This is a genomic window from Microbacterium profundi (genome assembly GCF_000763375.1).
GTDB classification, from domain to species: Bacteria; Actinomycetota; Actinomycetes; order Actinomycetales; family Microbacteriaceae; genus Microbacterium; species Microbacterium profundi.
Map to the genome: position 1 here is coordinate 1,098,903 of NZ_JPSY01000001.1, position 21,716 is coordinate 1,120,618.

Consider the following 21,716-nt stretch of genomic DNA (forward strand, 5'->3'; position numbering starts at 1 on the left):
GACACACGCGGACTCCGCCAGGGATAATGGGCGGATGAGCGATGCACTGAACATCCCCGGCTGGCGTCACCTCTACTCGGGAAAGGTCCGCGACCTCTACGCATCGCAGGATCCCGCCGACACCCGCATCCTCGTCGTCGCGAGCGACCGGGTCAGCGCGTTCGACTTCGTGCTCTCCCCCGGCATCCCTGATAAGGGTGCGCTGCTGACAACGCTCAGCCGATGGTGGTTCGCCCAGCTCGACTTCCCGAATCATCTTGCAGAGGGCGAGATTCCGGATGCTGTCGCCGACCGCGCCATGCTCGCGCAGTCGCTGGAGATGCTGCCGATCGAGTGCGTCGTCCGCGGATACATCACCGGCACCGGATGGGCCGAGTACCAGCAGAGCGGAACCGTGTGCGGCATCCCGCTGCCCTCGGGGCTCGAGAACGGCGACCGTCTTCCCAAGCCGCTGTTCACCCCCGCGTACAAGGCACCGATGGGCGAGCACGACGAGAACATCACCTTCGAACGCGTCGTCGAACTGGTCGGCGCCGAGCGCGCGACCGAACTGCGCGACACCTCGCTCGCGATCTACGCGAAGGCAGCGGCGATCGCCGAGCAGCACGGGCTGATCCTCGCGGACACCAAGTTCGAGTTCGGAACGGATGCCGACGGCATCCTGCGCCTGGCCGACGAGGTGCTCACGAGCGACTCGTCGCGCTATTGGGATGCTGCGACATGGGAGTCCGGAACGACCCCGACCGAGCGCATGGCGAGCTTCGACAAGCAGATCGTCCGCGACTGGCTGGCATCGAACTGGGACAAGCAGGGCGAGCCGCCCGCGCTGCCGGACGAGATCGTCGAGCGCACGGCCGACCGTTACCGCGAACTCATCGAACGCCTTACGGCGTGACACTCCGGTCGCTGAGCTTGTCGAAGCGTCAGGGCGCGGCGACCCGCACGTCGGTGTGAATGAAATCGTCACCTTTGAACAGCAGGGGCTCGTCACGCGCCATCGCGAGCGCGTAGCTGAAGCAGTCGCCGAAGTTGAGCTTCGCTGGATGCTTCGATCCTCGCCCATAGCGCGCGTGAGCCTCGCTCGCGATGCGGGCCTGGCGAGCGTCGAAGGGCACGACCTCAGAGGGGCCCCGGTCAAGAAAATCTCGGAGGTCGTTCAGTGCATCGACGCCGAGACGCGCCCGAACGACGATCTCCGACTCCAACAGTGTCGATGCGGAGATCGCGATGCCCTCTTCACGAATCAACTGAATGAACCGGGGCGCCTCGGGCTCCTTCAGCGCGATGGCCAGCAGCGCCGACGTGTCGACGATCATCGCGGTAGGCCGAGCTCGTCGTACATGTCATCCATGATCTCTTCATACGTTGGTCCGATCGGCGTGTGGGACTGAAGCCTCTTCAGCGCCGCGTCGAATTCTTCGCGTCGTCGCTGCTCCGCGCCTTCCGCCGCCTCGCCCATTTCTTCCAGCCTTCGCCGCACAGCATCCTCAACCGCACTCGTCTGACTCTGCCCGGTGAGCTCGGCGAGCCGGCGCACCATCTCGTGCACCCGTTCGTTCTTGATGTTGAGGCTCATACTCCCCATTTTCGCATCTTTCTACCATCACCACCACCTTTCTACCCTCGGCCTCCGACGTCGCCGCCTCGTGCGACTCGATAGTGTTTCTCCAGCATCCCCACCCCGATTCCCCCTCACCCCGATTTCCGAGGAGCCCCCATGCCCGTGTGGAAGATCCATGGCGACGGCCACACCGTCGCCCCCGGTGCAGTCGTCAAGCCCGAAGAGCGCCTGAACTGGCCCGCCACCTTCGCGATCGGCGCGCAGCACATCGTCGCGATGTTCGGCGCGACGTTCCTGGTGCCGATCATCACCGGCTTCCCGGTGTCGACGACGCTGCTGTTCTCGGGCCTCGGCACCCTGCTCTTCCTGCTGATCACGCGGAACCGCCTGCCCAGCTACCTGGGTTCGTCTTTCGCGTTCCTCGCCCCGATCACCGCGATCAATGCAGGGCAGGCGCTGGAGACCGCTCAGCAGATCACCCAAGCCCTCGTCGGTGTGCTCGTCGTCGGTGTGCTGCTCGCCGGCATCGGTTTTCTCGTGCAGGCCGTGGGCGTCGGGTGGATCGACCGGTTCATGCCTCCCGTCGTCGCAGGCTCCATCGTCGCTCTGATCGGCTTCAACCTCGCACCCGCCGCGTGGAACAACTTCACGCTGCAGCCCGAGCTCGCCTCTGTGACGCTCATCGCGGTAGTGCTGTTCAGCGTGCTGTTCCGCGGGTTCCTCGGGCGCATCTCGATCTTCCTGGGCGTGATCGTCGGATATGTCGTGGCGATCTTCACCGGGCAGGTCTCGTTCGAAGGCGTCGCCGACGCGGCGTGGATCGGCCTGCCTGACTTCCACCTCGCCGCGGTCACCGACCCCATGGCGTGGGCCTTCGTGCCGATGTTCCTCCCGGTCGCGCTCGTGCTCATCGCCGAGAACGTCGGGCACGTGCGTGGCGTCGCGACCATGACGAACGACCCGTCGATCAACAAGCACACCGGGCGCGCCCTCATCGCCGACGGCCTCGCCACCACGCTCGCCGGCGGCTTCGGCGGCTCGGCCACCACGACGTACGGCGAGAACATCGGCGTAATGGCCGCCACCCGCGTCTACTCCACCGCCGCGTACTGGGTGGCCGGCTTCGCCGCGATCCTGCTGGCCTTCTCGCCGAAGATCGGCGTGATCTTCAACACCATCCCGCCCGGAGTTCTCGGCGGCGTGACCACCGCGCTCTACGGCCTGATCGGCGTCATCGGCATCAAGATCTGGGTCGACAACCGCGTCGACTTCTCCCGCCCGGTCAACCAATACACCGTCGCGATCTCGTTCGTCATGGCGGTCGGCGGGTTCGCGATGCAGTGGGGCGCGTTCCAACTCGGCGCCATCGTGATCGGCACGGTCGCGGCCCTGCTGGTCTATCACGTCGGCAACGCGATCGCCCGTGCGCGCAAGACCGGAGCAGATGACGGCGGCCCCATCCCGGCCGTCGGCCCGCTGGGCGGCGACCCGGAGTAGACGCTCGGCGCGTCACACCTGTCGGAGGTTGTCACGCACGTCGGAGGTTCTGATCGAAAGCCTCCGACCGGCGTGACAACCTCCGCAGTGCGTAACATCAGGGCGGGCTGATGCGGCGCAGGCCCGGATCTCCTCCCATCGGGGAGATCTCCTCCGGTTCGAGGCGGATGCCGCGCTCAGCCGATACGGCCGATCGCAGCATCAGCGGCGATCGCCTCCCCGACGGATGCCGCGTGCACCAGCGCGCCGGCACGATGTGCGCTGACCTGCGTCTCCATCTTCATCGCGTCGAGCACGGCGACGGCATCCCCCTCCTCGACGGAAGCTCCGTCATCCACGAGCCACCGCACCAGCGTGCCGGGAGCCTGCGCCCGCAACTCGGCGGGATCAACGGATGCCGCAGCATCCACCGGCACGGCCGCACCTGCGAACCCTCGCAGCAACCCCACGGGCACTCCGAGCATCACGCGACGCCCGTCGATCTCGACGGGGAAGCGCTGCAGCGCAGCATCCTCGACGGGCGCCGGTCGCAGCTGCGGCTCCAGCCGCGGCAACAGGGTGCTCTCGATCCACTGCGTGTGCACGGCGAACGTCGCGCTCTGGAACTCCGGCTCGTCGACGGCCAGGCGATCGAACGGGATGACGGTCGCCGGCCCCTCGACCGACAGCTCACGCAGGGCACGGCGCGCGCGCACCAGCGCGGCATCCCGCGAATCCGCATGCACGACGAGCTTCGCGATCATCGAATCGAACGCCGACTGCACGGCATCCCCCGCTTCGATCCCGCTGTCCCACCGCACGCCTGGTCCGCCGGGAATCCGCAGAGTCGACACCTCACCGGGGCTGGGCAGGAACCCGCGACCGGGATCCTCCGCGTTGATCCGGAACTCGAACGCATGCCCCCGCGGCTCGGGCGTCGAACGGACAGACGGCCCGTCCCCGAACGCGATCCGGAACTGCTCGGCCACCAGGTCGACACCCGTGACCTCCTCGGTCACCGGATGCTCGACCTGCAGCCGCGTGTTCACCTCGAGGAACGAGATCGTGCCGTCCGCGGCGAGCAGGAACTCGACGGTTCCCGCCCCGCGGTAAGAGACCTCGGCGCAGATCCGGCGCGCGGCGTCGTGGATCTCGGCGCGCTGCGCAGCGGTCAGCCCGGGCGCCGGAGCCTCTTCGATCAGCTTCTGATTGCGTCGCTGCATCGAGCAGTCGCGGTCGCCGACGACCACGATCTCACCCTGGCCGTCGCCGAGCACCTGCACCTCGATGTGCCGCGGGCTCTCGAGGAAACGCTCCACGAAGCACTCCCCTCGCCCGAACGCCACGATCGCCTCGCGGGTCGCGGCGTCGAACGCCTCTGCCACCTCCGACAGCTCGCGGACGACCTTCAGCCCGCGTCCTCCGCCTCCGAACGCGGCCTTGATCGCGATCGGCAGCCCATGCTCCTCGGCGAACGCGACGGCTTCGGCCGGCCCTGAGAGCGGCTGATCCGTGCCTGCCGCGAGCGGTGCGTTCACCCTCTGCGCGATGCGCCGTGCGGTCATCTTGTCGCCGAGCGCGTCGATGCTCGCAGGCGTCGGTCCGACCCAGACCAATCCTGCGCCCTCGACCGCGCGGGCGAATTCCGCGCTCTCCGAGAGGAATCCATAGCCAGGGTGCACGGCATCCGCCCCGCTGTCGGCGGCAGCACGCAGCAACGCGGCGATCGAGAGGTACGTGTCGGCGGCGGTCGTACCTCCGAGCCCCACCGCCTCGTCGGCCAGACGCACGTGCAGCGCGTCGGCATCCTGATCGGCGTACACGGCGACCGAGGCGTAGCCGGCCTCGGCGCATGCGCGGATCACGCGCACCGCGATCTCGCCGCGATTGGCGATCAGCACCTTCTTCATGACAGTCCTTCTTCGTTGCGGGGAGTGCGGAAACGGATGCGCGCACCCGGCGGCAACTGGGCGGCGAGATCAAGGCAGCGATCGGTCAGGGCGCCGATGATCGGGTACCCGCCGGTGAGTGGATGATCCGGCAGGAACAGCACCGGCTGCCCGTCGGGCGGCACCTGGATCGCGCCGGTCACGGCGCCCTCACTGGGCAATTCGCCCTGTGTCGCGCGCTCGAGCGGCACATCGCCCTGCAGTCGGATGCCGACCCGATCGGACCGCGGCGTGACCAGCCACTCCTGCGTCGTCAGGGCCACGAGAGCGGATGCCGTGAACCAGTCGTCCCGCGGGCCGAGCGTGATGTCGAGCTCGACGAGATCGCCGGGTGCCGGCAGTTCGCGCGGAGTGGCGACGGGATCGACCGCGTGGACGCCCGCGTCGCCGACCGCGACGATCGCACCCGCCGCGAGCGGGTCTGGCCCGAGGCCCGCGAGCGTGTCGCTGGCTCGGCTGCCGAGAGCGGATGCTGCAGCAAGCCCACCCCGTACGCCGACGACGTAGCGCAGGCCATGCGTCGGGTGGCCAAGGGTGAGCTCGTCGCCGTCGACGGTGGCGAAGGGCGCACCGTGGGGGATGCTGCGGGTGAGGCGCTCGGCGTCCGTCAGGGTGAGCTCGCCGATCGCGCCGTTGACGGCCGCGACGCCGTCGCCGTGGAAGCGGAGGGTCAGGCCGCCGACGCTCTCGAGCACCGCGGCATCCGATGCGTTGCCCACTGCCCGGTTGGCATCGCGCAGCGCCGTGCGGTCGGCGGCCCCGGATGCCGAGACTCCGAGTGCCGCGTGTCCGGGCCGACCGGCATCCTGCACCAGCAACTGCAGGGAAGCCCGCACGATCTCGACCAAAGGAGATTGCGGGTCGGAAGAGCGAGGCTTCGACTCGTCGCTGCTGCGTTTCGACTCGCCTACGGCTCGCTCAACGACCACCTCGCTCAACCCGTTTCGTCTCGCCTCCGGCTCGCTCAACGCCCCGCGGAGTTCAGCGCCTGCATGGGACTCTGTCTGCGGGGAACCTTGGTGCGGGTCGTTGAGCGACGACGGCGAAGCCTGAGGAGACGAAACGGGTTGAGCGACCGGAGGGAATCGAAGCCCCTCCCGCCCCGCCCGCTCGAACCGAACCAGCGCCCCAGGCGACAGCAGCGCCGGCGGGTCGCGGTCGATGTCCCACATCACGGCATCCGTGCGCCCGATCAGCTGCCAGCCACCGGGGCTCTCCCGCGGGTAGACGCCGGTGAACGCTCCGGCGAGCGCGACCGACCCCGCCGGCACCCTGGTGCGCGGCGACGAACGACGCGGCACGTCGAACAGCGGATCCCCGCTCACGACGTAGCCGAACCCGGGCGCGAAGCCCGAGAACGCGACCTGCCAGTCGGCCGCGAGGTGCCGGTTCACGAGCTCCTCGGCGGACACCCCCAGCAGCGACGCGGCTTCCGCGAGATCCTCGCCGTCGTAGTGCACCGGCACGGTGACCTCGCGGGTGTGCGGCACGTGCTCGGCGTCCACCGGCGTCGCCGAGAGCACCTCGGCGAGCGCGGCAGCCGACGTGCGCAGCGGATCGAACCGCACGAGCACCGTGCGGGCGCCGGGGATGCGCTCGACGATGCCGGGCACGCCGTCCCAGGCAAGGTTCAGCCGCATGGCTTCGTCGAGGCCCTTCGCCTCGACGAGCAGAGTGCGGTCGGATGCTGTGAGGATGCGCATCAGACGATGTACTCCGCATCCGGCACGTCGGTGATGAACATGTAGCCGGGTGCATGCGTGACCGCGAACGGCGGCTTGGACGCCATGATCGCCGCCTGCGGGGTGACACCGCAGGCCCAGAACACCGGGATCTCCCCCTCACGCACCTCCGGTGCGTCACCGAAGTCAGGACGCGAGAGGTCGGCGATGCCGACGAGATCCGGATGCTCGTCCCACGCCTCCGTCGCGTCGTTCACCTCGGATGTCAGTTCGCCGTCGCGCCAGATCCGGTAACGGCCGACGTCGGTGCGGATGTCGCTGCCTGGTGCCATCACCGACTCCACCTGCCCCTGCTCGATGACTTCGAGCACCGGGCACGGCTTCGGATTGCGCTGCGCATAGAGCAGTGTCTCGAACGCCCAATCCGCCGGCACCGCGATGAGGTTCGCCTGCGTGAGACCGGCCGCGACACCGCTGGTCGGCACCGCACGTCCCGCACGGTAGTCGCCACGCGCCGCCCGCGCGGTCGCGAGCTGATCGGAAGAAGCAAGCACGCCCATCTCAGACTCCGGCGAACGGTGCGATCGTGATGCCTGCTGCCTGCAGCATCCGCTTCGTCTCCGCCGCCATCTCGATCGAGCCGGGGCTGTCGCCGTGCACGCAGATCGATTGCGCGTCGACACGCACGTCCGAACCGTCGATCGCGCGGATCACACCGTCGGACGCGAGTCGCACCATGCGCTCGGCGACCGCGGCGGGGTCGTGCAGCACGGCGCCGTCCTGGGTGCGCGAGACGAGCTGCCCGTCCGGCATGTACGCGCGATCGGCGAAGGCCTCGGAGGCGACGGCGAGTCCGGCCTTCGCTGCCACTTCGAGCACGACGCCGCCCGCGAGGCCGAGCAGCACGAGGCTCGGATCGATCGCCTTGATCGCCGCGACCACGTCGGCGGACTGCCGCTCGTCTCGGGCGATCGTGTTGTACAGCGCACCGTGCGGCTTGACGTATGAGACCTTGCCGCCGACCGAAGAGGCCAGGCCGATGAGCGCGCCGAGCTGGTACTCGACGTGCGCCTGCAGCGTCGGGGAGTCGATCTCGACGTTCGTGCGGCCGAAGTTCTCGTAATCGCGGTAACCGGGGTGGGCGCCGATCACGACGCTGCTTCGCACCGCAGCATCCAGAGTCTCGCGGATGCCCTCCGGGCTGCCCGCGTGGAACCCGCACGACACGTTCGCGCTCGTGACGATCTCGAGCATCGCGACGTCGTCGCTGACTATGCGGTCGGGGACGTTCTCGCCGAGGTCGGAGTTCAGGTCGATGGTGGGCATGGTCACGCTCCGGTTCCGAGGAAGGCGAAGATGGGGCCGACCGAGACGATGCCCATGTACCAGGTGAGCAGCGTCACCAGTGTGCCGGCGATCAGCAGCACCAGCGGGTACTTCTTCGTGCCGAGCAGGTCGCGGCGGAACCATCCGATGTACATGAATACCGTAAGGCCGATCGGGAGGATGAGTCCGTTGAAGCCGCCGACGAAGACCAGGATCGCCGCGGGTGCGGTGCCGATCGACAGGTACACGATCAGAGAGACGACGATGAACGCCACCGTGGCGATCTGCAGCGACCAGCCGCCGAGGAAGCGCTTGTGGAACGACGACAGGAATGTCGCCGACGTGTACGCGGCGCCGATGACCGAACTGAGGGCGGCCGCCCAGAAGATCGCACCGAAGATGCGCAGACCCGCGTCACCCAGCACAGACCCGAAGGCCTGACCCGCGGGGTTGGCGGCCTGGCTGGACAGGTCGAGGGCGACACCGGATGCGACGACGCCGAGGATCGCGAGGAACAGCACGTAGCGCATGATGCCGGTGATCAGGATGCCGTTGGCCGCTGCCCGCATGACCGGGCCCGCGTACTCGGGACCGGTGTGGCCGGAGTCGAGGTAGCGGTGCGCGCCGGAATAGGTGATGTAGCCGCCGACGGTGCCGCCGACGATCGTGGTGATGGTGGCGAAGTTCAGCTCGTCCGGAACGAACGTCTGACGCAGCGCGTCGCCGATCGGCGGCTGGGCGATGATCGCGACGACGACCGTCATGACGATCATGCCGATGCCGAGGATCACCAGCACGATGTCCATCACCTTGCCGGCCTTCTTGATCAGGAAGATCACGATCGCCAGGGCCCCGGTGAGCAGGCCGCCGATCTTGGGGTCGATGCCCAGCAGCGCGTTCAGCCCCAGGCCGCCACCGGCGATGTTGCCGATGTTGAACGCGAGACCGCCGATCACGACGAGGACCGCGATCACGTGTCCGGAGAACGGGATGGCCGAGTTCGCGAGCTCGCCCGCGCGCTTGCCGGACGAGGTGATCATGCGCCAGACGTTGAGCTGAACGGCGATGTCGATGAGCACCGAGACGAGGATGGCGAAGGCGAACGCCGCTCCCATCGATGCGGTGAAGGTGGCGGTCTGTGTGATGAATCCGGGACCGATGGCGCTGGTGGCCATCAGGAAGATCGCGCCGATGACGGCGCTGCGGCCGACGCGCTTCTTCACCGCGGCGAGCTTGGCGGCGGTTTCGGGATCGGTCTGGGCGTCAGTCGGGGACTGCTCGGACATGAAGGGGGTTCCCATCGTCTTCGGCGGGTGTCGGGTGACACCGAGTGTAGAACGGATTGGGACTGATTGTTCAACAATTTTGTTTCCGGGATGCTACGCGCAGGGTCCCACCCGCTTAGCATGAAGGCGTGAACCATCAGGGAGCGCTGGCGGATGTGCTGCGTCAGAGCATCATCAACGGCGATTTCGCGCCGGGGGCCCGCCTCTCAGAGGCGGCGCTGGCCGAGCGGTTCGAGGTCTCGCGCAACACGTTGCGGGAGGCGTTCCGCGTGCTGGCGGAACAGGGGCTCATCGAGCACATCCCGCACCGTGGCGTCTCGGTGGCTGCGCCGTCGATCGCCGATGTCGTCGACATCTACCGCGCCCGCCGCGTGATCGAGTGCTCGGCGCTCCGGCAGTCGGAGCCCGAGCATCCCGCCGTGCAGTTGATGCGCGCTGCTCTCGCCGAGGCCGAGAAGCATCTCCTCACGGAGGAGTGGCACCGCGTGGGCAGCGCGAACATGGCCTTCCACGACGCGATCGTCGCGCTCGCGGACAGTCCGCGACTCGCCCGCACATATCGTGACGTCGCGGCGGAGCTTCGACTCGTGTTCCTCGAGATCGACGACCCCCGCGCACTGCACGAGCCGTTCGTGCGCAAGAATCGCGTCGTGCTCAAGACGCTTCTCGAAGAGGGTCCGCGTGTGGCGGCCGACGCGCTTGAGAGCTACCTCATCTCGTCGGAACGCACCGTTCTCGGAGCGTTCGCGCGCATGGGCCGCGGCTAGCGCGGGATACTTTCCGATCGGCGTTGGTTTCCACGGACATGAATGAAAAACTTGCCGCGGCAACTTCGATGGGGCCGTCTCCCTGCTGGTCGCCGACCTCGACGCCATGACCGCGTTCTATCGCGACGTCGTCACGCTCCAGGTGCAGGATGCTGCGGGTGACGCGGTGACGCTCGGGCGGGCCGGAACACCGCTGGTGATCCTCCGCCACGCGCCGACGCTGCGGCATGCAAGTCCGGGCTCGGCAGGACTGTTCCACACGGCGATCGTGTTCGAGTCGCAGGCAGCACTCGCCGGAGCCCTGGGCAACGGCATCGAACTGTACTGGGACCGCGACTGATACAGCGGTCGCCACCGTGTGCCGCGGCGGTTGCCATAATCGCATCCACAGCGCGGGGGGTCTCCGCCTTAAATGCGAGATGATTCATACCCGGAGCCCTGCGGTCGTGTGGCAACCTGCTCACGTTCGGTGACGTCGTAAACGTTACATAGGCGCCGCCTGCTGCCCACGACTCTCCCTCAGCCCACTTGCCCTCGCGCACAAAGTCCAATTCGCGGAGCAACCAACCCCCTTCGGCGAGGGACCCCGCATCTGCGATCCAGATCTCCACATGATGAATTCCCGCCACGCTTCAAGTCTCCCAGTTTGGGCTGGCGACATCGGACACGCCGGCACTCAGACCTGTCAGAGAACGAGGCGTCGATACTCAGCTCGGGCCTTAATCGCGTGGATGATCTCAACCTCTCCGTCATCCCAGAGCAGCACGACGATCTCGAGCAATCGCCCTGAGGCATCCAACCCGAAGCGCAATTCGCGCTGCGGGTTCTCGTCGTCCAAAGCGCCACCCGCGAGTACCGATCGCGCGGCCGCCTTCGCGTCCTCGTCGCTGATTCCGTGCTTGCGTGCAGATGGGAGGCGATCACACGTGCGCCCACGCTCGCACAGCAGCCCGTATTGCCGCCGAGCGATCCAGGCCCTCGCGATCGGCGCGCGCCATAAGCTCAGTCAGTTCCGCGTCAGAGAACCGCGTCGGCACCACCTGCGACGCGCGCTCGGCCCGCGGTGGACGCCCCCACCGCTTCTGCAGTTCGTCGACGTCATAACCGGCCTCGGCTTCGTCAGCCCACGCCTGTACCTGTTCGTCGGAGACTTCGCGCCCCTGGATCATCCGCTTTCCCATGGACTCAGCGCTCAAGGCTCGCACACGTCTGCCGAAAACGATCGTTTACGGCGCGATCCCGACATCGGGCTCGGAACGGTTGCCGCAAACGCTCGTCATAGCCACCAAACGGCAAGGGTTTCCGGCTGATCGTGTGAAGACGCGCTGAGCACCTTACGCACGTGGCAAGGCGACGGCAGTTGTCTCGTAACCCATGGGATTCGAGACAGTTGCCCGCCTCGTGGGATCGGCTGATGCACACGAGTGTTGAGGACCTGCTGCGCGGGGCGTTCTCAGGAGGTGAGCAACGCGAGCGGGACAACCGCCACGCCATCCTGTCGACGATAGGCGTGGGCGCCCGTGTTGATGACGACGAGGTCGACGATCTGGTCGGGGAGCGACTCCTTCAGCCAGAGCAAGTGGCGAACGTCGTGGTCGGTGATCGCGGATTTTAGCTTCACCTCAACACCGACAGCTTCTGCGTGTCCTCGGTGGATGATGAAGTCAATCTCGTGCCGCCCATCATGGTCACGGAAGTGAGACACCTGCGCGTCGTTCGCTGCCGCATAGGTCTGGAGGCTGAGGGCGACGAGTGCTTCGAAGAAATCGCCGAGGCGAGTTCGATCCCGGTTGTTGGTCACCGGTTGGGCGGCCGACAACAGTTTGACCTCATTGAGATTGAGTAGGCGCGCGGAGAGTGCCGGATCTGCGAGAAAGTGCTTCGGCGCGAGGGCAGTTCGTGACAGGAGCTTTTGGCTGGGTGACCAGGCGTCGACTTGGTCGAGCAGATAGAGGCTGCTGAGGACGTCGCGGTAGGCGATCGACGTCTTCTTCGTCGGTCCAGTTGGTACACCTGGGTCGAGACTGGCACCGATCTTCGCGAACGTGGTTGCGGAGGCCGTGGCCGCGGCGTAACCCCGCAACCAGCCGCGCAGCAGTTCAGGCCGACGGATGCGGTGCCCCTGTTCCGTGAAGTCATGAGTGATGACTCGCTCGATGTAGTCATCCAGCCAAACTCCGCGGGCACGATCACTCATTTGCCGGGGTTGCGGGAATCCTGAGGTGACGATTTCGCGGACGTAGTCGCGCAGTTCGACGTCACTGGACCCGTGGATGTCCGGGACGTCTGCGCTGAGCAGATCGCGGACTCGGATGGTGGGTATTTCCAAGTTACGTTCCGCGATGGAGAGAGGTCGCATCCGGAATCTGATGATGCGGCCGGCGCCTGAGTGGAGATGGGTGCCAACGGGGGCCGCGCTGCCGGCCAAGATGAACCGTTCGCCGGTCGAGTCACTGTCGACAAGGCGGCGGACACGGTCCCAGACCTCGGGGACATGTTGCCATTCATCGATGAGGACGGGAGTGTCTACTCGGTTCAAGTGCTTTGGATCCGCTTGGATCAACTCCCGCATTTCGGGGAGATCCAAATCAAGAATTGTCTTCGCTCGCTGCCTCCCGGTGGAGGTCTTCCCGATCGCGCGAGCTCCATCGATAGAGATTGCAGCGAACGAAGGAAAAAGCTCGTCGATTGAGTCATCGATGATCCGTCTCTTGTACCCATCCATTGTGATGATCTCCTGCCCACCTCAACTAGTACACCATTTTGATCGTTTCCAAGCTACCATTATGGGCACGCTTAGTCCACCGTTTTGAGCCTTCCTGGTACACCACTTTGATCTCTCTCCAGCCATAAACGACTGCGACAACTCGACGCCTCAAGTGAACCGCGTCGGCCGACTGCGTGTCTCGCAACCAAGGTGTCTCGAAACCCATGGGTTATGAGGCAGATAGGTTACGAGACACCTCGACGAGCTGAAATCACGGACCGATTGAGGAAGTCCACAAAGCGCTGGGGAGTTGTTCGTTCCGGACCTTCCGACGTAATCGTGATCGACGCATCCAACGTCGAGAGCAGTTATCCGGCGCTCCGCCGAATACCTACCACACGCGTTTCGGCGCGGTTAAGTTTCGGTGGGGGGTTTCGGCGGCTCACGCTTCGGCGTGTCGCGCACTTGATCGTCATCGTCGGCGTGAGCGCCGGAATCGATCGTTTACGGCAGCTACCGACACTGACCGAACGACCGCGCTGGGTTCGTGCGAGGCTGTAACCATGAAGCCGGTCATTCGTCGGGCCGAGGAAAGCGACCTCGATTTCTTGCACCACCACGACCACCACCCGACGGCCGAAGCGCTCGTGCGCGCCGTCTCGGACGGCCGTGTACTGGTTCTTGACGATCACGGAACCCTGAAGGGCTGGCTTCGGTGGACGCTATTTTGGGACGAGCATCCCTTCCTGAACATGATCTACGTACTGGCAGAGCATCGCGGGATCGGGTTCGGAAGTCTGCTGCTGGACGTCTGGGAGCGCGAGATGAAGAACAGCCAATACACGCGAGCGCTCATCTCAACCGCCGCGGACGAGCGTTCTCAACATCTCTACCGGCGGCGGGGGTATAGCGACGCCGGTGTGCTGTTATTGCCCGGCGAGGTAGCTGAACTGCTGTTTTCGAAGGACCTGACTCTGCCCGCCCAGGATTCGTAGCCGGCCAGCATCCGGTCTCGATGAGTCATGCGACGCTAAGCTCACCGCGTGCCCCTAGTTGCATTGGATCTCGACGGAACTCTCATCGACCAGGTACGGGCTGCCCGACTCTGGGCTGAGGAGTTCGGCGCGCAGTGGCACCTACCTGGCGATGCAATTGCGTCGGTGGCCTCTGCGTTGGGCCAACGGGGCCCGAAGGATCTCGTCTTCGAGCGCATCGTCGAGGAATGGTCATTGCCCCTGTCGGGTGCTTCGCTGTGGGCCGCATATCGGGCTCGGATGCCGCATCTCGTACGGTGCTCACCGGAAGACAAGGAAGCACTCACGGACCTTCGAGCTGCAGGCTGGACTCTCGGGATCGTCACGAACGGCATGGCCGATAACCAGGAGGGCAAGATCCGTGCGTCCGGGCTCGCCGCCCTGGTCGACGGGTGGGTCGTTTCCAGCGAAGCCGGGGTGCGCAAGCCCGACTCAAGGATCTTCGAGCTGCTGGCTCAGCGCGTCGATTGCGAACTCGATGGATGGATGATCGGCGACAGCCTCGAACACGATGTCCTCGGCGGAGCGACAGCCGGGCTGCGCACGGCGTGGATCGCCCCTCTAGACACTGAAGCACCGGCCGGGAGTCCAGCGTTCAACATCCGCCAACCGAGCGTTGCTCACGCAGTAGCCAAGATTCTGTCGGTCTAAAGCTGCCGGAAACGTCCGCCGAAAGCCAATTCTGGTTCACGTTTGCGGCAATCGGGAACCGAGGCTGACCGGCCATCTGCCAGAAACGATCGTTTTCGGCATACCGTCGAGCACACCTCGATCAGTATCCTGGCCGTGTGCCCGTGTTCGAGCGTTTCAGCGATCGCCTCGCAGTCATCACCGGGGCTGCATCCGGAATTGGGCTGGATCTGATGCTGGCGCTTGTGCAACGTGGCGTTCACGTCGCTGCGTGTGATCTTGATCAGCGTAAGCTTCAGTCCGCGGTTCGTCGTGCTCAGCGCCTCGCCTCGAAGGTGCGAGTTACCGCGCATATGTGTGATGTGTCGGATCGCGCTGCGGTGAAGGGCCTTCAGCACGAGGTCGCACGTGAACACGGCACGGACCATATCCATCTCCTGTTCAATAATGCGGGCGCTATCGGCGGGATGTCTTTCGTGACCGCGCCGCCGGAGGAGTGGGAGCGCACTTTCGCAGTGTCATGGTCGGGCACCTATAACTGCACACGAGAGTTCCTGCCCATGCTTCTCGCCGCCGATCAGGGTGTGGTCGTGAACACGGCGTCGGTGAACGCCGTCTGGGCGAGTCTTGGTCCTCGCACCCCTCACTCTGCCTACTCTTCGGCGAAGTTCGCAGTGCGGGGGTTCACCGAGTCGCTCATTGTCGATTTCCAGCGGAATGCACCTCATCTTTCCGCAGTGCTCGTCCTGGCGGGTCATGTGAGAACGGGCATGCCTGCGCCGCCGCGCACCTGGAAACGCGCGCTTGGCGGTCTCTTTGCGGAGTATGAGCCGGCGACGAGCGAAGCAGCGGCGAATACGATTCTTCGCGCTATCGAACACGGATCGTGGCGAGTGATCATCGGTGATGACGCGGCCGCAATCGATGAGCGCGTGCGGGCCGATCCCTGGAACGTGTACGACTAGGACTGGGCCACGCCGCACCGTCGATCGCGTCGGGAGCGACCCTGCGCAGTACGGTGAACGTGTGCCTTCCGGTCGCAGATTCCCTCCCGCTGCACGGTCGGCCGCGGCCCGCGCGAGGTATGCCAAGCGAAGAAAGCAACGGCTGGCTCGAGCGGACAACGACCTCACGCCCGCGCAGTGGGCCAGCCTTCGCGATGCATGGGGCGGCTGCGCTTACTGCCAGGGGTCGAACGCTGCCTTGCAGCGCGACTGCATCATGCCGATCTCTCGCGGTGGCCGCTACACCCTCGAAAACGTGGTCCCGGCCTGCGCGTCGTGTAACGCGAGCAAACACAACGGCGAGGTCACCGCGTGGCTTCGTCGAAAGAAGTTGGACGAGCGGACCTTCCTCGTCCGCCACGCAAAGATCCTGAATGAACTCCTGTCTGCAGACGAGCACAACGACGCATGATCACGTGCGCCGAAAGCTGCCGCCGAAAAGGGGTAATGGCCTGCGTTAGCGGCAGCCGATTCGGGCCGCCTCGCCTACCCGCGCCGGAAACGATCGTTTCTGGCCGGACGGCGACGGCATGCGGAAGATCAGTCTGCGATACCCGACCGGGTTTGGGTCGGGCGTACGCTGATGGTCTCGATCGCAGACGACAGGACGCCGACCATGGGTGACTCGGCACAGAGGCCGCGCAGTTCGCTCCTCTACGTGGAGGATGACGCCGACATCGCTGCGCTGACCGTCGAAGTGCTGGAAGACGTGTACGACGTCGAGCATGCCTCGGACGGCGAGACCGCGCTCCGTTTCGCGCTGAGCAGGCGATACGACGCCATGCTCGTCGATCGACGGCTCCCCGGCATGGACGGCGTCGATTTTATCCGTGCCGTGCGCACCGCGCACATCACGACCCCCATCCTGATGCTGACCGCGCTCGGTACCGTGGACGATCGTGTCACGGGGCTGGACGGCGGAGCGAACGACTACCTGGTGAAGCCCTTCGATTATGACGAGCTGCTGGCGCGCCTTCGGGCGCTGCGGCGCGCGTTCCGCGCTGAGGGGGTGCGTCGGCGCCTCGGCGAGTGGGTGTTCACGCCGGACGCCCAGGCCGCGTACGATCCATCGGGAATCCGAGTGGCGCTGACGGCGACGGAGAGCGCGCTCCTGGAGCTGTTGAGCACCAGCCCCGAGCACGTGTTCAGTCGGGACGAGATCCTCCGCGCCGTGTTCCATGAAGGAGACACGACGAGTTCGGTGGATACGTATGTGCACTATGTGCGGCGCAAGACGACTCCCGACATGATCGAGACCGTCCGCGCGCGCGGCTACCGTGCGGGAACACCGTCATGAGCGACGCCGATACGAGGCGGGTGCGACGCGCAGCGCTGTCCATCGGGCTCTGGGTCGGGATCTCGTCCGGGGTGATCGTCGCGATCGGCATCGGAGTGCTGATCGCCGTGGTGCTCTCCACGTCACGCCGCGAAGGCGAGGAGCACGGCGGCGGCTGGGTCGGCGGTCCCGCCGGGACGAGAGACGACTTCATCGTCGACATCGACGTGGTCGTGCCGACCGTGATCATCCTCGGGTTGATCGGCGTGGTGCTGCTCGGGGTGGTCGCCGCGGTCGCCGCGCGACGGTCGGTCCGCCCGCTCGGGGAGGCGCTGCGTCGGCAGCGGAACTTCGTGGCCGACGCGAGTCACGAGCTCCGCACGCCACTGACGACACTGACAAGCCGCGTCCAGGTACTGCAACGCCGTCACGATCGCGGCGAAGATATCGGGGCGGGCCTCACCGACCTCCGGCACGATGCGGACATGATGGCCGACGTACTCAACGATCTGCTGATCGCTGCGGAGGGGGAATCGATTCCCGATGGGAACGCGGACGTTGCGACAGCGGCAGCCGCAGCCGTAGCCGCGGTGACGACGAGCGCACAGGACTCCGAGGTCTCGCTCACGATCACGGTGGATCAGGAGGCGGAGGTGCAGCTGCCGGTCGTCACGCTCGTCCGCATCCTGGTCGCGCTGCTCGACAACGCAGTGCAGCACTCCCCCGCCCGCGGCACTGTCTCGATCCACATCGGGAGAGACCTCCGGAACGTGACGGTGCGCGTGATCGACGAGGGCTCCGGGATCGAGGGCATCTCCCCGGACCAGGTCTTCGAGCGGTTCGCGCGTCCGCGCGAGAGTGGACGCCCCCGCAGCTTCGGTCTCGGTCTCTCACTCGTGCGGGATGTCGCCCGCCGTGCCGGCGGTTCCATCGAGGTCGAACGATCGACGACATCCGGCACGACCTTCCTGCTCACACTGCCGGCTCATCCCTGAACGAGTGCGCATCCCCCGATCGGCTGCGCACCGGCCGTCGTCGTCTGCACATCAACCATCGTGGTGCCGAGCCAGCGGGTCACCCGACGATCATCGTCGACGACGATGCCGGTGCGGGATCCCGCGGCCGCAATCCACGAGCGGTCCGCTGGACCGGCCACCACAGCAGCGGTCGCCCAGACGTCCGCCTGTGTGAGACCGTCGGCCACGATCGTGGCCGACGCGACACCCGTCGCGGGGCGGCCGGTGCGCGGATCGAGGATGTGATGCCCGCGCTCCGCCGTCCCTGAGGTCGCCACCGCGCCGTTCACCACGTCGATCACCGCGATTATCTGGCTACGGTCGTGCGGGTCGGCGATTCCCACCTGCCATCGCCAGTCGACTCCCGCCGCCGTGAACAGCTGCAGGTCTCCGCCGGCGTTGATCCCGACCGCGGTCGCAGCTGACAGCAGCGGCTCGAGGTGCCGACGGCTCGCTGCTTCCACGGCCCAGCCCTTCACGTATCCGGTCGGGTCGAACCATCCGCGCCACCGGGCGGAGAACAGTCCGCCGGTGTCCTGTTCGGCGCGTTCGCAGGCATCTGCGACCAGCGACATCCTGCTGTCCGCATCCGCGATAGCGAGCTCACTGCGGCGAATGCGACTGATGTCGGAATCGGCGCGATACGTCGAGAACACCCGATCGATCTCGCGCAGTTCGTCGAAGCATGCTTGCACAGCCCGGTCGGCGCCCGCGTCGGTCGTCTCCTCCGGGCCGATCAGGTGGATGCTCATCGGGATGCCCATGATCTCTTCGACCCAGGCCCGCGTCCCCTCATTCGCGGTACGCATCAGCTCTGCGCCTGGTCGATCGCGCTCTGCAGCGACGAGAGATAGCCATCGCTCGTGTAGGTGGCGCCGGACACCATCTGGATCTTCGAGCTCTGAGCCTGGATCGTCTCCGAGACGAGCCTCGGGATCGCGGTGCCGTTGATCTGCCGATCCCGGCCGTTGCTGTTCGGGTAGTCGACCGCCTGCGCATCCGTTATCCGTCCGCCCGAGACGGTGATCTGCACCTGCACCGGCCCGTAGCGAGTCTGCGACGATGTGCCGGTGTAGGTTCCGTCGGCGAGGCCGGTGGCAGACGTGGTTCCCGAGTTCGAAGACGTGGTTCCTGAGCTCGACGTGGTTCCCGAGCCGCTCGCGCCGGTGTCGGCGGTCGTCGACGAACTGCCCGCTGTCGCCGCACTGGCGTCGGTCGGGGTGACCGCCTCCAGAGACGTTCGGTAGCTGAACAGCAGCACGAGGCCGCTGACGGTCGCGAGCAGCGTGTAGAGGATCTTCTTCATGGCCGTCTCCCTGCTCAGATAGTGAACGATTCGGAATGGATGCGATGGGCGGGGAACCCGGCGTCAACCAGGTCGCGCCTGAGGTCTTTCATCCAGGCCTCAGCGCCGCAGATGAACACGTCGTGGTCCTTCGGCTCCGGCACGAGGTGGTGGAGGAGATCTGCGCCCGACCATGCCTCGTGCGTGGCGGGAATCCAGCTCGATGCGCCAGAGGATCGCGGGCCGATGAACGGCAGGTAGCTCAGGCCACGGGTGCTGATGAGGTGAGCGATGGCCTCTTGCCGAAGTGCGTCCTCTGCCGCGGACTCCCGGGTGATGAGCATCGCATCTCCCGGTCCGTAGAGTTCCGTCTCTAGCAGCGAGACGAGCGGTGCGACCCCGGCGCCTGCGCCGATCATGAGCAGCTTCGACCCGGTCCGACGCTCGCCGGTCATCTCTCCGTATGGTCCTTCCACGATGACCCTGGTGCCGGGGAGCAGCGCGGTGAGGCGTCGTGTACCGTCGCCCACCACACGGGCGGTCAATGTCAGCTCGCTTCCCGGCGCAGCGGAGAGCGAGAACGGGTGTCCGCGGGTCCAGCCCGGCCCATCGAGGAATCGCCAGACGAAGAACTGACCGGCCCTAGCGCCGAGCGTCGGAAGGTCGCGACCCGTAACCCGGATGGTGACCCCCCGAGCACCGTCCCACTCGACCCCTGCCACCCGCAGCGCCCGACGTGTGGACCGCAGCAGTGGCATGCCGATGCGGAACGCCAGCACCGATCCCGCGGCGAGGGCCCAGATCGACCACCAGTAGGCGGTCGCGATCGGCGAGGACAGGAAGTCGGCGCCCGTCCATAGCTGGTGCGGCAGCGCGAGCCCGACGCCCAGGTATGCATAGAGGTGCAGGAGGTGCCAGGACTCGTAGCGCAAGCGCCGCCGAGCACGCCGGATGGAGGTGACGACCACGAGCAGGATCAGCAGCGTGCCCACCGTGGCCAGGAGCATGCCCGGGTAGTCCCAGACGAACGACCAGAGCTGGACGAGAGGGTTGATGCCGGCTGCCATCGCGTAGCCCACCGCGAGCAGCGCGATGTGCGCGCCCATCAACCAGAAGGACCAGAATCCGACGAAGCGATGCAGCCGCGTGATCCCGTCGCGACCGAATCCGCGCTCGAACAGCGGAACGCGCGCCATCAGCAGCACCTGATAGAGCAGCAGATTCGCCGCGACCAGCCCGGTGAGGCGCCCGAACGTCGTGACGGTCTCGGCGTTGACGCCCAGGACTGCGGTCACTCCACCGCCGGCGACCCACAGAGCGACGACGAACAGGCTGGTCGCCCAGATCGCCGTGATCGCCGCTACACGCCAGACCTGCGCGCGGCCACGGGTCGCCCGCTGTGGCACCGGGGAAGCGGCGGGGGCGGAAGCACGGGTTCTCGTCGTCAGAGTGGTCATAGGGGAATCGTGCTGTCCCGACTCTGAGACGGGTCTAAGGAAGCGCCCCCGATAGAGGACTCATAGCTGTCTCTCAGGCAATGCCGCTCGTCCCTAGGAGCGTCCCGATCGCGAATGTGACCACTAGCGCGATCGCACCACCGAGCACCACCCTGATCGTGGGCCTGAGCGCGGGGTTCCCGCCGATCCTCGCGCTGATGAACCCGGTCAGCGCGAGCGCCAGCAGAACCACTGCGAACGCGACCTGCACGCGGATCTCCGGAGGCGGGAGCAGGATCGCCAGCAGGGGAAGCATCGCCCCGAGCGCGAAGGCGAGCGCTGAGGCCCCCGCCGCCGCCCAGGGGCTGACCACCTGGTTCTCGGAGATGCCGAGCTCCGCTTCGAGATGCGCGGTCAGCGGATCCTGCGCGGTGAGCTCCTCCGCCACGAGGCGCGCGGTCGCCGGGCGGAGACCCTTCGCCTGATAGATGCCCACCAGCTCCTCGAGCTCGGTCGCAGGATCATCGGCCAGCTCGCCTCGTTCCTTCTCGATCAGAGCCCGCTGGCTGTCTCGCTGACTGCTCACCGACACGTACTCCCCGAGCGCCATCGAGATCGCCCCACCGACGAGGCCGGCGACACCCGCCGCAAGCAGCGTCGCCGAATCGGTCGTCGCCCCCGCGACACCGACGACGAGCGACGCGACCGACACGATGCCGTCGTTCGCACCGAGCACCCCGGCCCTGAGCCAGTTGAGCCGCCCAGCGAGGTCGCCGCGGTGGGGCTCACCCGGATGCGTCGCCGACATCATCGTCCCGCTCCCTCTCCCGGCGCGGCGATGGAAGGCACATCCCGACGAAGCTCCCGCAGGAGGTCGAGCTGCATCCGATTGATTCCCATCAGCTCCTCGATCTCCCGCTTCGCTGCGAGGTTCGTCTCGTAGTCGTGCTCGGCGAGGGCCGCCGCGATGGCGTCCTGGCGTTTCGCCGCGATCAGCAGGATCGCCCCCTGCAGACCGGCGAGCATGCTGAGGAACAGGTTCAGCAGGATGTACGGGTAGGGATCCCATGTGACGGCCGTGACGTTGACTGCGGCCCACACGATCATGAACACGACGAATCCGCCGATGAAGAACCAGGAGCCCATGCCGTTGCGGAGCCGGTCAGCCGCACGCTCCCCACGAGTGAGCTGCTCTGCGTGCGCGGAATGCCAATTCGTGAGCGGTCGGGTCATCGGGCAAGAGTACGCCCACCACGAACGCACCCTCAGCTCGACCGCTAG

Annotated in this window: 25 protein-coding genes; 10 read left to right on the forward strand and 15 right to left on the reverse strand. The window is 66.4% G+C overall.

Features of this window, described 5'->3' with window-relative positions; genetic code table 11:
* Positions 1 to 34 precede the first annotated feature (34 nt).
* The gene (locus JF52_RS0105150) at positions 35 to 895 is read left to right on the forward strand and encodes a phosphoribosylaminoimidazolesuccinocarboxamide synthase (protein ID WP_033105301.1); all 861 of its coding nucleotides are present in this window, start codon (positions 35 to 37) and stop codon (positions 893 to 895) included.
* Between the two features lie 28 nt (positions 896 to 923).
* Here the strand turns inward: JF52_RS0105150 and JF52_RS0105155 are convergent, their stop codons facing one another.
* Positions 924 to 1,316: a type II toxin-antitoxin system VapC family toxin gene (locus JF52_RS0105155; protein ID WP_033105302.1), complete on the reverse strand. Its 393-nt coding sequence runs from the start codon at positions 1,314 to 1,316 to the stop codon at positions 924 to 926.
* Positions 1,313 to 1,576: a type II toxin-antitoxin system VapB family antitoxin gene (locus tag JF52_RS0105160; protein WP_052166763.1), complete on the reverse strand. Its 264-nt coding sequence runs from the start codon at positions 1,574 to 1,576 to the stop codon at positions 1,313 to 1,315. The genes JF52_RS0105155 and JF52_RS0105160 overlap by 4 nt, the downstream gene beginning before the upstream one ends.
* A 141-nt stretch (positions 1,577 to 1,717) precedes the next feature.
* On the opposite strand from JF52_RS0105160, the gene JF52_RS0105165 reads away from it, so the two are divergent.
* The gene (locus JF52_RS0105165) at positions 1,718 to 3,058 is read left to right on the forward strand and encodes a uracil-xanthine permease family protein (protein ID WP_033105303.1); all 1,341 of its coding nucleotides are present in this window, start codon (positions 1,718 to 1,720) and stop codon (positions 3,056 to 3,058) included.
* A 176-nt stretch (positions 3,059 to 3,234) separates the two neighbouring features.
* Here the strand turns inward: JF52_RS0105165 and JF52_RS0105170 are convergent, their stop codons facing one another.
* From JF52_RS0105170 to JF52_RS0105190, 5 genes are read right to left on the reverse strand one after another with little or no spacing between them, the layout of a single operon-like run.
* Positions 3,235 to 4,947: an acetyl/propionyl/methylcrotonyl-CoA carboxylase subunit alpha gene (locus JF52_RS0105170; RefSeq protein ID WP_033105304.1), complete on the reverse strand. Its 1,713-nt coding sequence runs from the start codon at positions 4,945 to 4,947 to the stop codon at positions 3,235 to 3,237.
* Entirely contained in the window at positions 4,944 to 6,689 is a 1,746-nt protein-coding gene (locus JF52_RS0105175; protein WP_033105305.1) for a 5-oxoprolinase subunit B/C family protein, read from the reverse strand. The genes JF52_RS0105170 and JF52_RS0105175 overlap by 4 nt, the downstream gene beginning before the upstream one ends.
* Positions 6,689 to 7,228 carry a D-glutamate cyclase family protein gene (locus JF52_RS0105180; protein WP_033105306.1) on the reverse strand — a complete coding sequence of 180 codons (540 nt, stop codon included), beginning with the start codon at positions 7,226 to 7,228 and terminating at the stop codon, positions 6,689 to 6,691. Before JF52_RS0105180 ends, JF52_RS0105175 begins: the two co-directional genes overlap by 1 nt.
* A 1-nt stretch (position 7,229) precedes the next feature.
* The gene (locus JF52_RS0105185; protein ID WP_033105307.1) at positions 7,230 to 7,994 is read right to left on the reverse strand and encodes a LamB/YcsF family protein; all 765 of its coding nucleotides are present in this window, start codon (positions 7,992 to 7,994) and stop codon (positions 7,230 to 7,232) included.
* A 2-nt stretch (positions 7,995 to 7,996) separates the two neighbouring features.
* A complete protein-coding gene (locus tag JF52_RS0105190) occupies positions 7,997 to 9,280 on the reverse strand; it encodes an NRAMP family divalent metal transporter (RefSeq protein WP_033105308.1) in 1,284 nt (427 codons plus the stop codon).
* Between the two features lie 128 nt (positions 9,281 to 9,408).
* On the opposite strand from JF52_RS0105190, the gene JF52_RS0105195 reads away from it, so the two are divergent.
* Both JF52_RS0105195 and JF52_RS16280 read left to right on the forward strand, forming a co-directional pair.
* On the forward strand, positions 9,409 to 10,047 hold the full coding sequence (locus tag JF52_RS0105195; protein ID WP_033105309.1) for a GntR family transcriptional regulator: 639 nt from the start codon (positions 9,409 to 9,411) through the stop codon (positions 10,045 to 10,047).
* Positions 10,048 to 10,153: 106 nt separating this feature from the next.
* Positions 10,154 to 10,387 (forward strand): VOC family protein, encoded by a 234-nt coding sequence (locus tag JF52_RS16280; protein WP_033105310.1) that lies wholly within the window; start codon positions 10,154 to 10,156, stop codon positions 10,385 to 10,387.
* A gap of 345 nt (positions 10,388 to 10,732) precedes the next feature.
* Here JF52_RS16280 and JF52_RS17720 read toward each other — a convergent pair whose 3' ends face one another.
* The 3 genes from JF52_RS17720 to JF52_RS0105215 form a co-directional block, all read right to left on the reverse strand.
* Positions 10,733 to 10,885, reverse strand: a complete 153-nt coding sequence (locus tag JF52_RS17720) for a toxin-antitoxin system toxin subunit (RefSeq protein WP_234000355.1) — start codon at positions 10,883 to 10,885, stop codon at positions 10,733 to 10,735.
* Positions 10,886 to 10,967: 82 nt separating this feature from the next.
* Positions 10,968 to 11,243, reverse strand: a complete 276-nt coding sequence (locus JF52_RS0105210; RefSeq protein WP_307823505.1) for a CopG family transcriptional regulator — start codon at positions 11,241 to 11,243, stop codon at positions 10,968 to 10,970.
* 257 nt (positions 11,244 to 11,500) lie between these two features.
* Positions 11,501 to 12,772, reverse strand: a complete 1,272-nt coding sequence (locus tag JF52_RS0105215; RefSeq protein WP_033105313.1) for an ATP-binding protein — start codon at positions 12,770 to 12,772, stop codon at positions 11,501 to 11,503.
* A gap of 545 nt (positions 12,773 to 13,317) precedes the next feature.
* On the opposite strand from JF52_RS0105215, the gene JF52_RS0105220 reads away from it, so the two are divergent.
* The 6 genes from JF52_RS0105220 (at position 13,318) to JF52_RS0105245 (ending at position 17,693) form a co-directional block, all read left to right on the forward strand.
* Complete coding sequence (locus JF52_RS0105220; RefSeq protein ID WP_033105314.1) at positions 13,318 to 13,749, forward strand: GNAT family N-acetyltransferase; 432 nt, start codon at positions 13,318 to 13,320, stop codon at positions 13,747 to 13,749.
* A 48-nt stretch (positions 13,750 to 13,797) separates the two neighbouring features.
* On the forward strand, positions 13,798 to 14,439 hold the full coding sequence (locus JF52_RS0105225) for an HAD family hydrolase (RefSeq protein ID WP_084595585.1): 642 nt from the start codon (positions 13,798 to 13,800) through the stop codon (positions 14,437 to 14,439).
* A 137-nt stretch (positions 14,440 to 14,576) separates the two neighbouring features.
* On the forward strand, positions 14,577 to 15,383 hold the full coding sequence (locus tag JF52_RS0105230) for an SDR family NAD(P)-dependent oxidoreductase (protein WP_052166766.1): 807 nt from the start codon (positions 14,577 to 14,579) through the stop codon (positions 15,381 to 15,383).
* The gene (locus tag JF52_RS0105235; protein ID WP_084595587.1) at positions 15,343 to 15,834 is read left to right on the forward strand and encodes an HNH endonuclease; all 492 of its coding nucleotides are present in this window, start codon (positions 15,343 to 15,345) and stop codon (positions 15,832 to 15,834) included. Before JF52_RS0105230 ends, JF52_RS0105235 begins: the two co-directional genes overlap by 41 nt.
* A 204-nt stretch (positions 15,835 to 16,038) precedes the next feature.
* Positions 16,039 to 16,719: a response regulator transcription factor gene (locus JF52_RS0105240; RefSeq protein WP_033106335.1), complete on the forward strand. Its 681-nt coding sequence runs from the start codon at positions 16,039 to 16,041 to the stop codon at positions 16,717 to 16,719.
* The gene (locus JF52_RS0105245; protein ID WP_033105316.1) at positions 16,716 to 17,693 is read left to right on the forward strand and encodes a sensor histidine kinase; all 978 of its coding nucleotides are present in this window, start codon (positions 16,716 to 16,718) and stop codon (positions 17,691 to 17,693) included. Before JF52_RS0105240 ends, JF52_RS0105245 begins: the two co-directional genes overlap by 4 nt.
* On the opposite strand, the gene JF52_RS0105250 is transcribed toward JF52_RS0105245, so the two are convergent.
* The 5 genes from JF52_RS0105250 to JF52_RS0105270 all read right to left on the reverse strand — a co-directional run bounded on the left by JF52_RS0105250 (position 17,684) and on the right by JF52_RS0105270 (position 21,668).
* On the reverse strand, positions 17,684 to 18,523 hold the full coding sequence (locus JF52_RS0105250) for an FAD:protein FMN transferase (protein ID WP_033105317.1): 840 nt from the start codon (positions 18,521 to 18,523) through the stop codon (positions 17,684 to 17,686). The genes JF52_RS0105245 and JF52_RS0105250 overlap by 10 nt on opposite strands.
* The gene (locus JF52_RS0105255) at positions 18,523 to 19,020 is read right to left on the reverse strand and encodes an FMN-binding protein (protein WP_033105318.1); all 498 of its coding nucleotides are present in this window, start codon (positions 19,018 to 19,020) and stop codon (positions 18,523 to 18,525) included. The genes JF52_RS0105250 and JF52_RS0105255 overlap by 1 nt, the downstream gene beginning before the upstream one ends.
* Before the next feature lie 14 nt (positions 19,021 to 19,034).
* Positions 19,035 to 20,456 carry a ferredoxin reductase family protein gene (locus tag JF52_RS0105260; RefSeq protein ID WP_143187220.1) on the reverse strand — a complete coding sequence of 474 codons (1,422 nt, stop codon included), beginning with the start codon at positions 20,454 to 20,456 and terminating at the stop codon, positions 19,035 to 19,037.
* Positions 20,457 to 20,529: 73 nt separating this feature from the next.
* Positions 20,530 to 21,246: a VIT1/CCC1 transporter family protein gene (locus JF52_RS0105265; protein ID WP_033105319.1), complete on the reverse strand. Its 717-nt coding sequence runs from the start codon at positions 21,244 to 21,246 to the stop codon at positions 20,530 to 20,532.
* Positions 21,243 to 21,668 (reverse strand): DUF1003 domain-containing protein, encoded by a 426-nt coding sequence (locus JF52_RS0105270; protein ID WP_033105320.1) that lies wholly within the window; start codon positions 21,666 to 21,668, stop codon positions 21,243 to 21,245. The genes JF52_RS0105265 and JF52_RS0105270 overlap by 4 nt, the downstream gene beginning before the upstream one ends.
* Positions 21,669 to 21,716 lie beyond the last annotated feature (48 nt).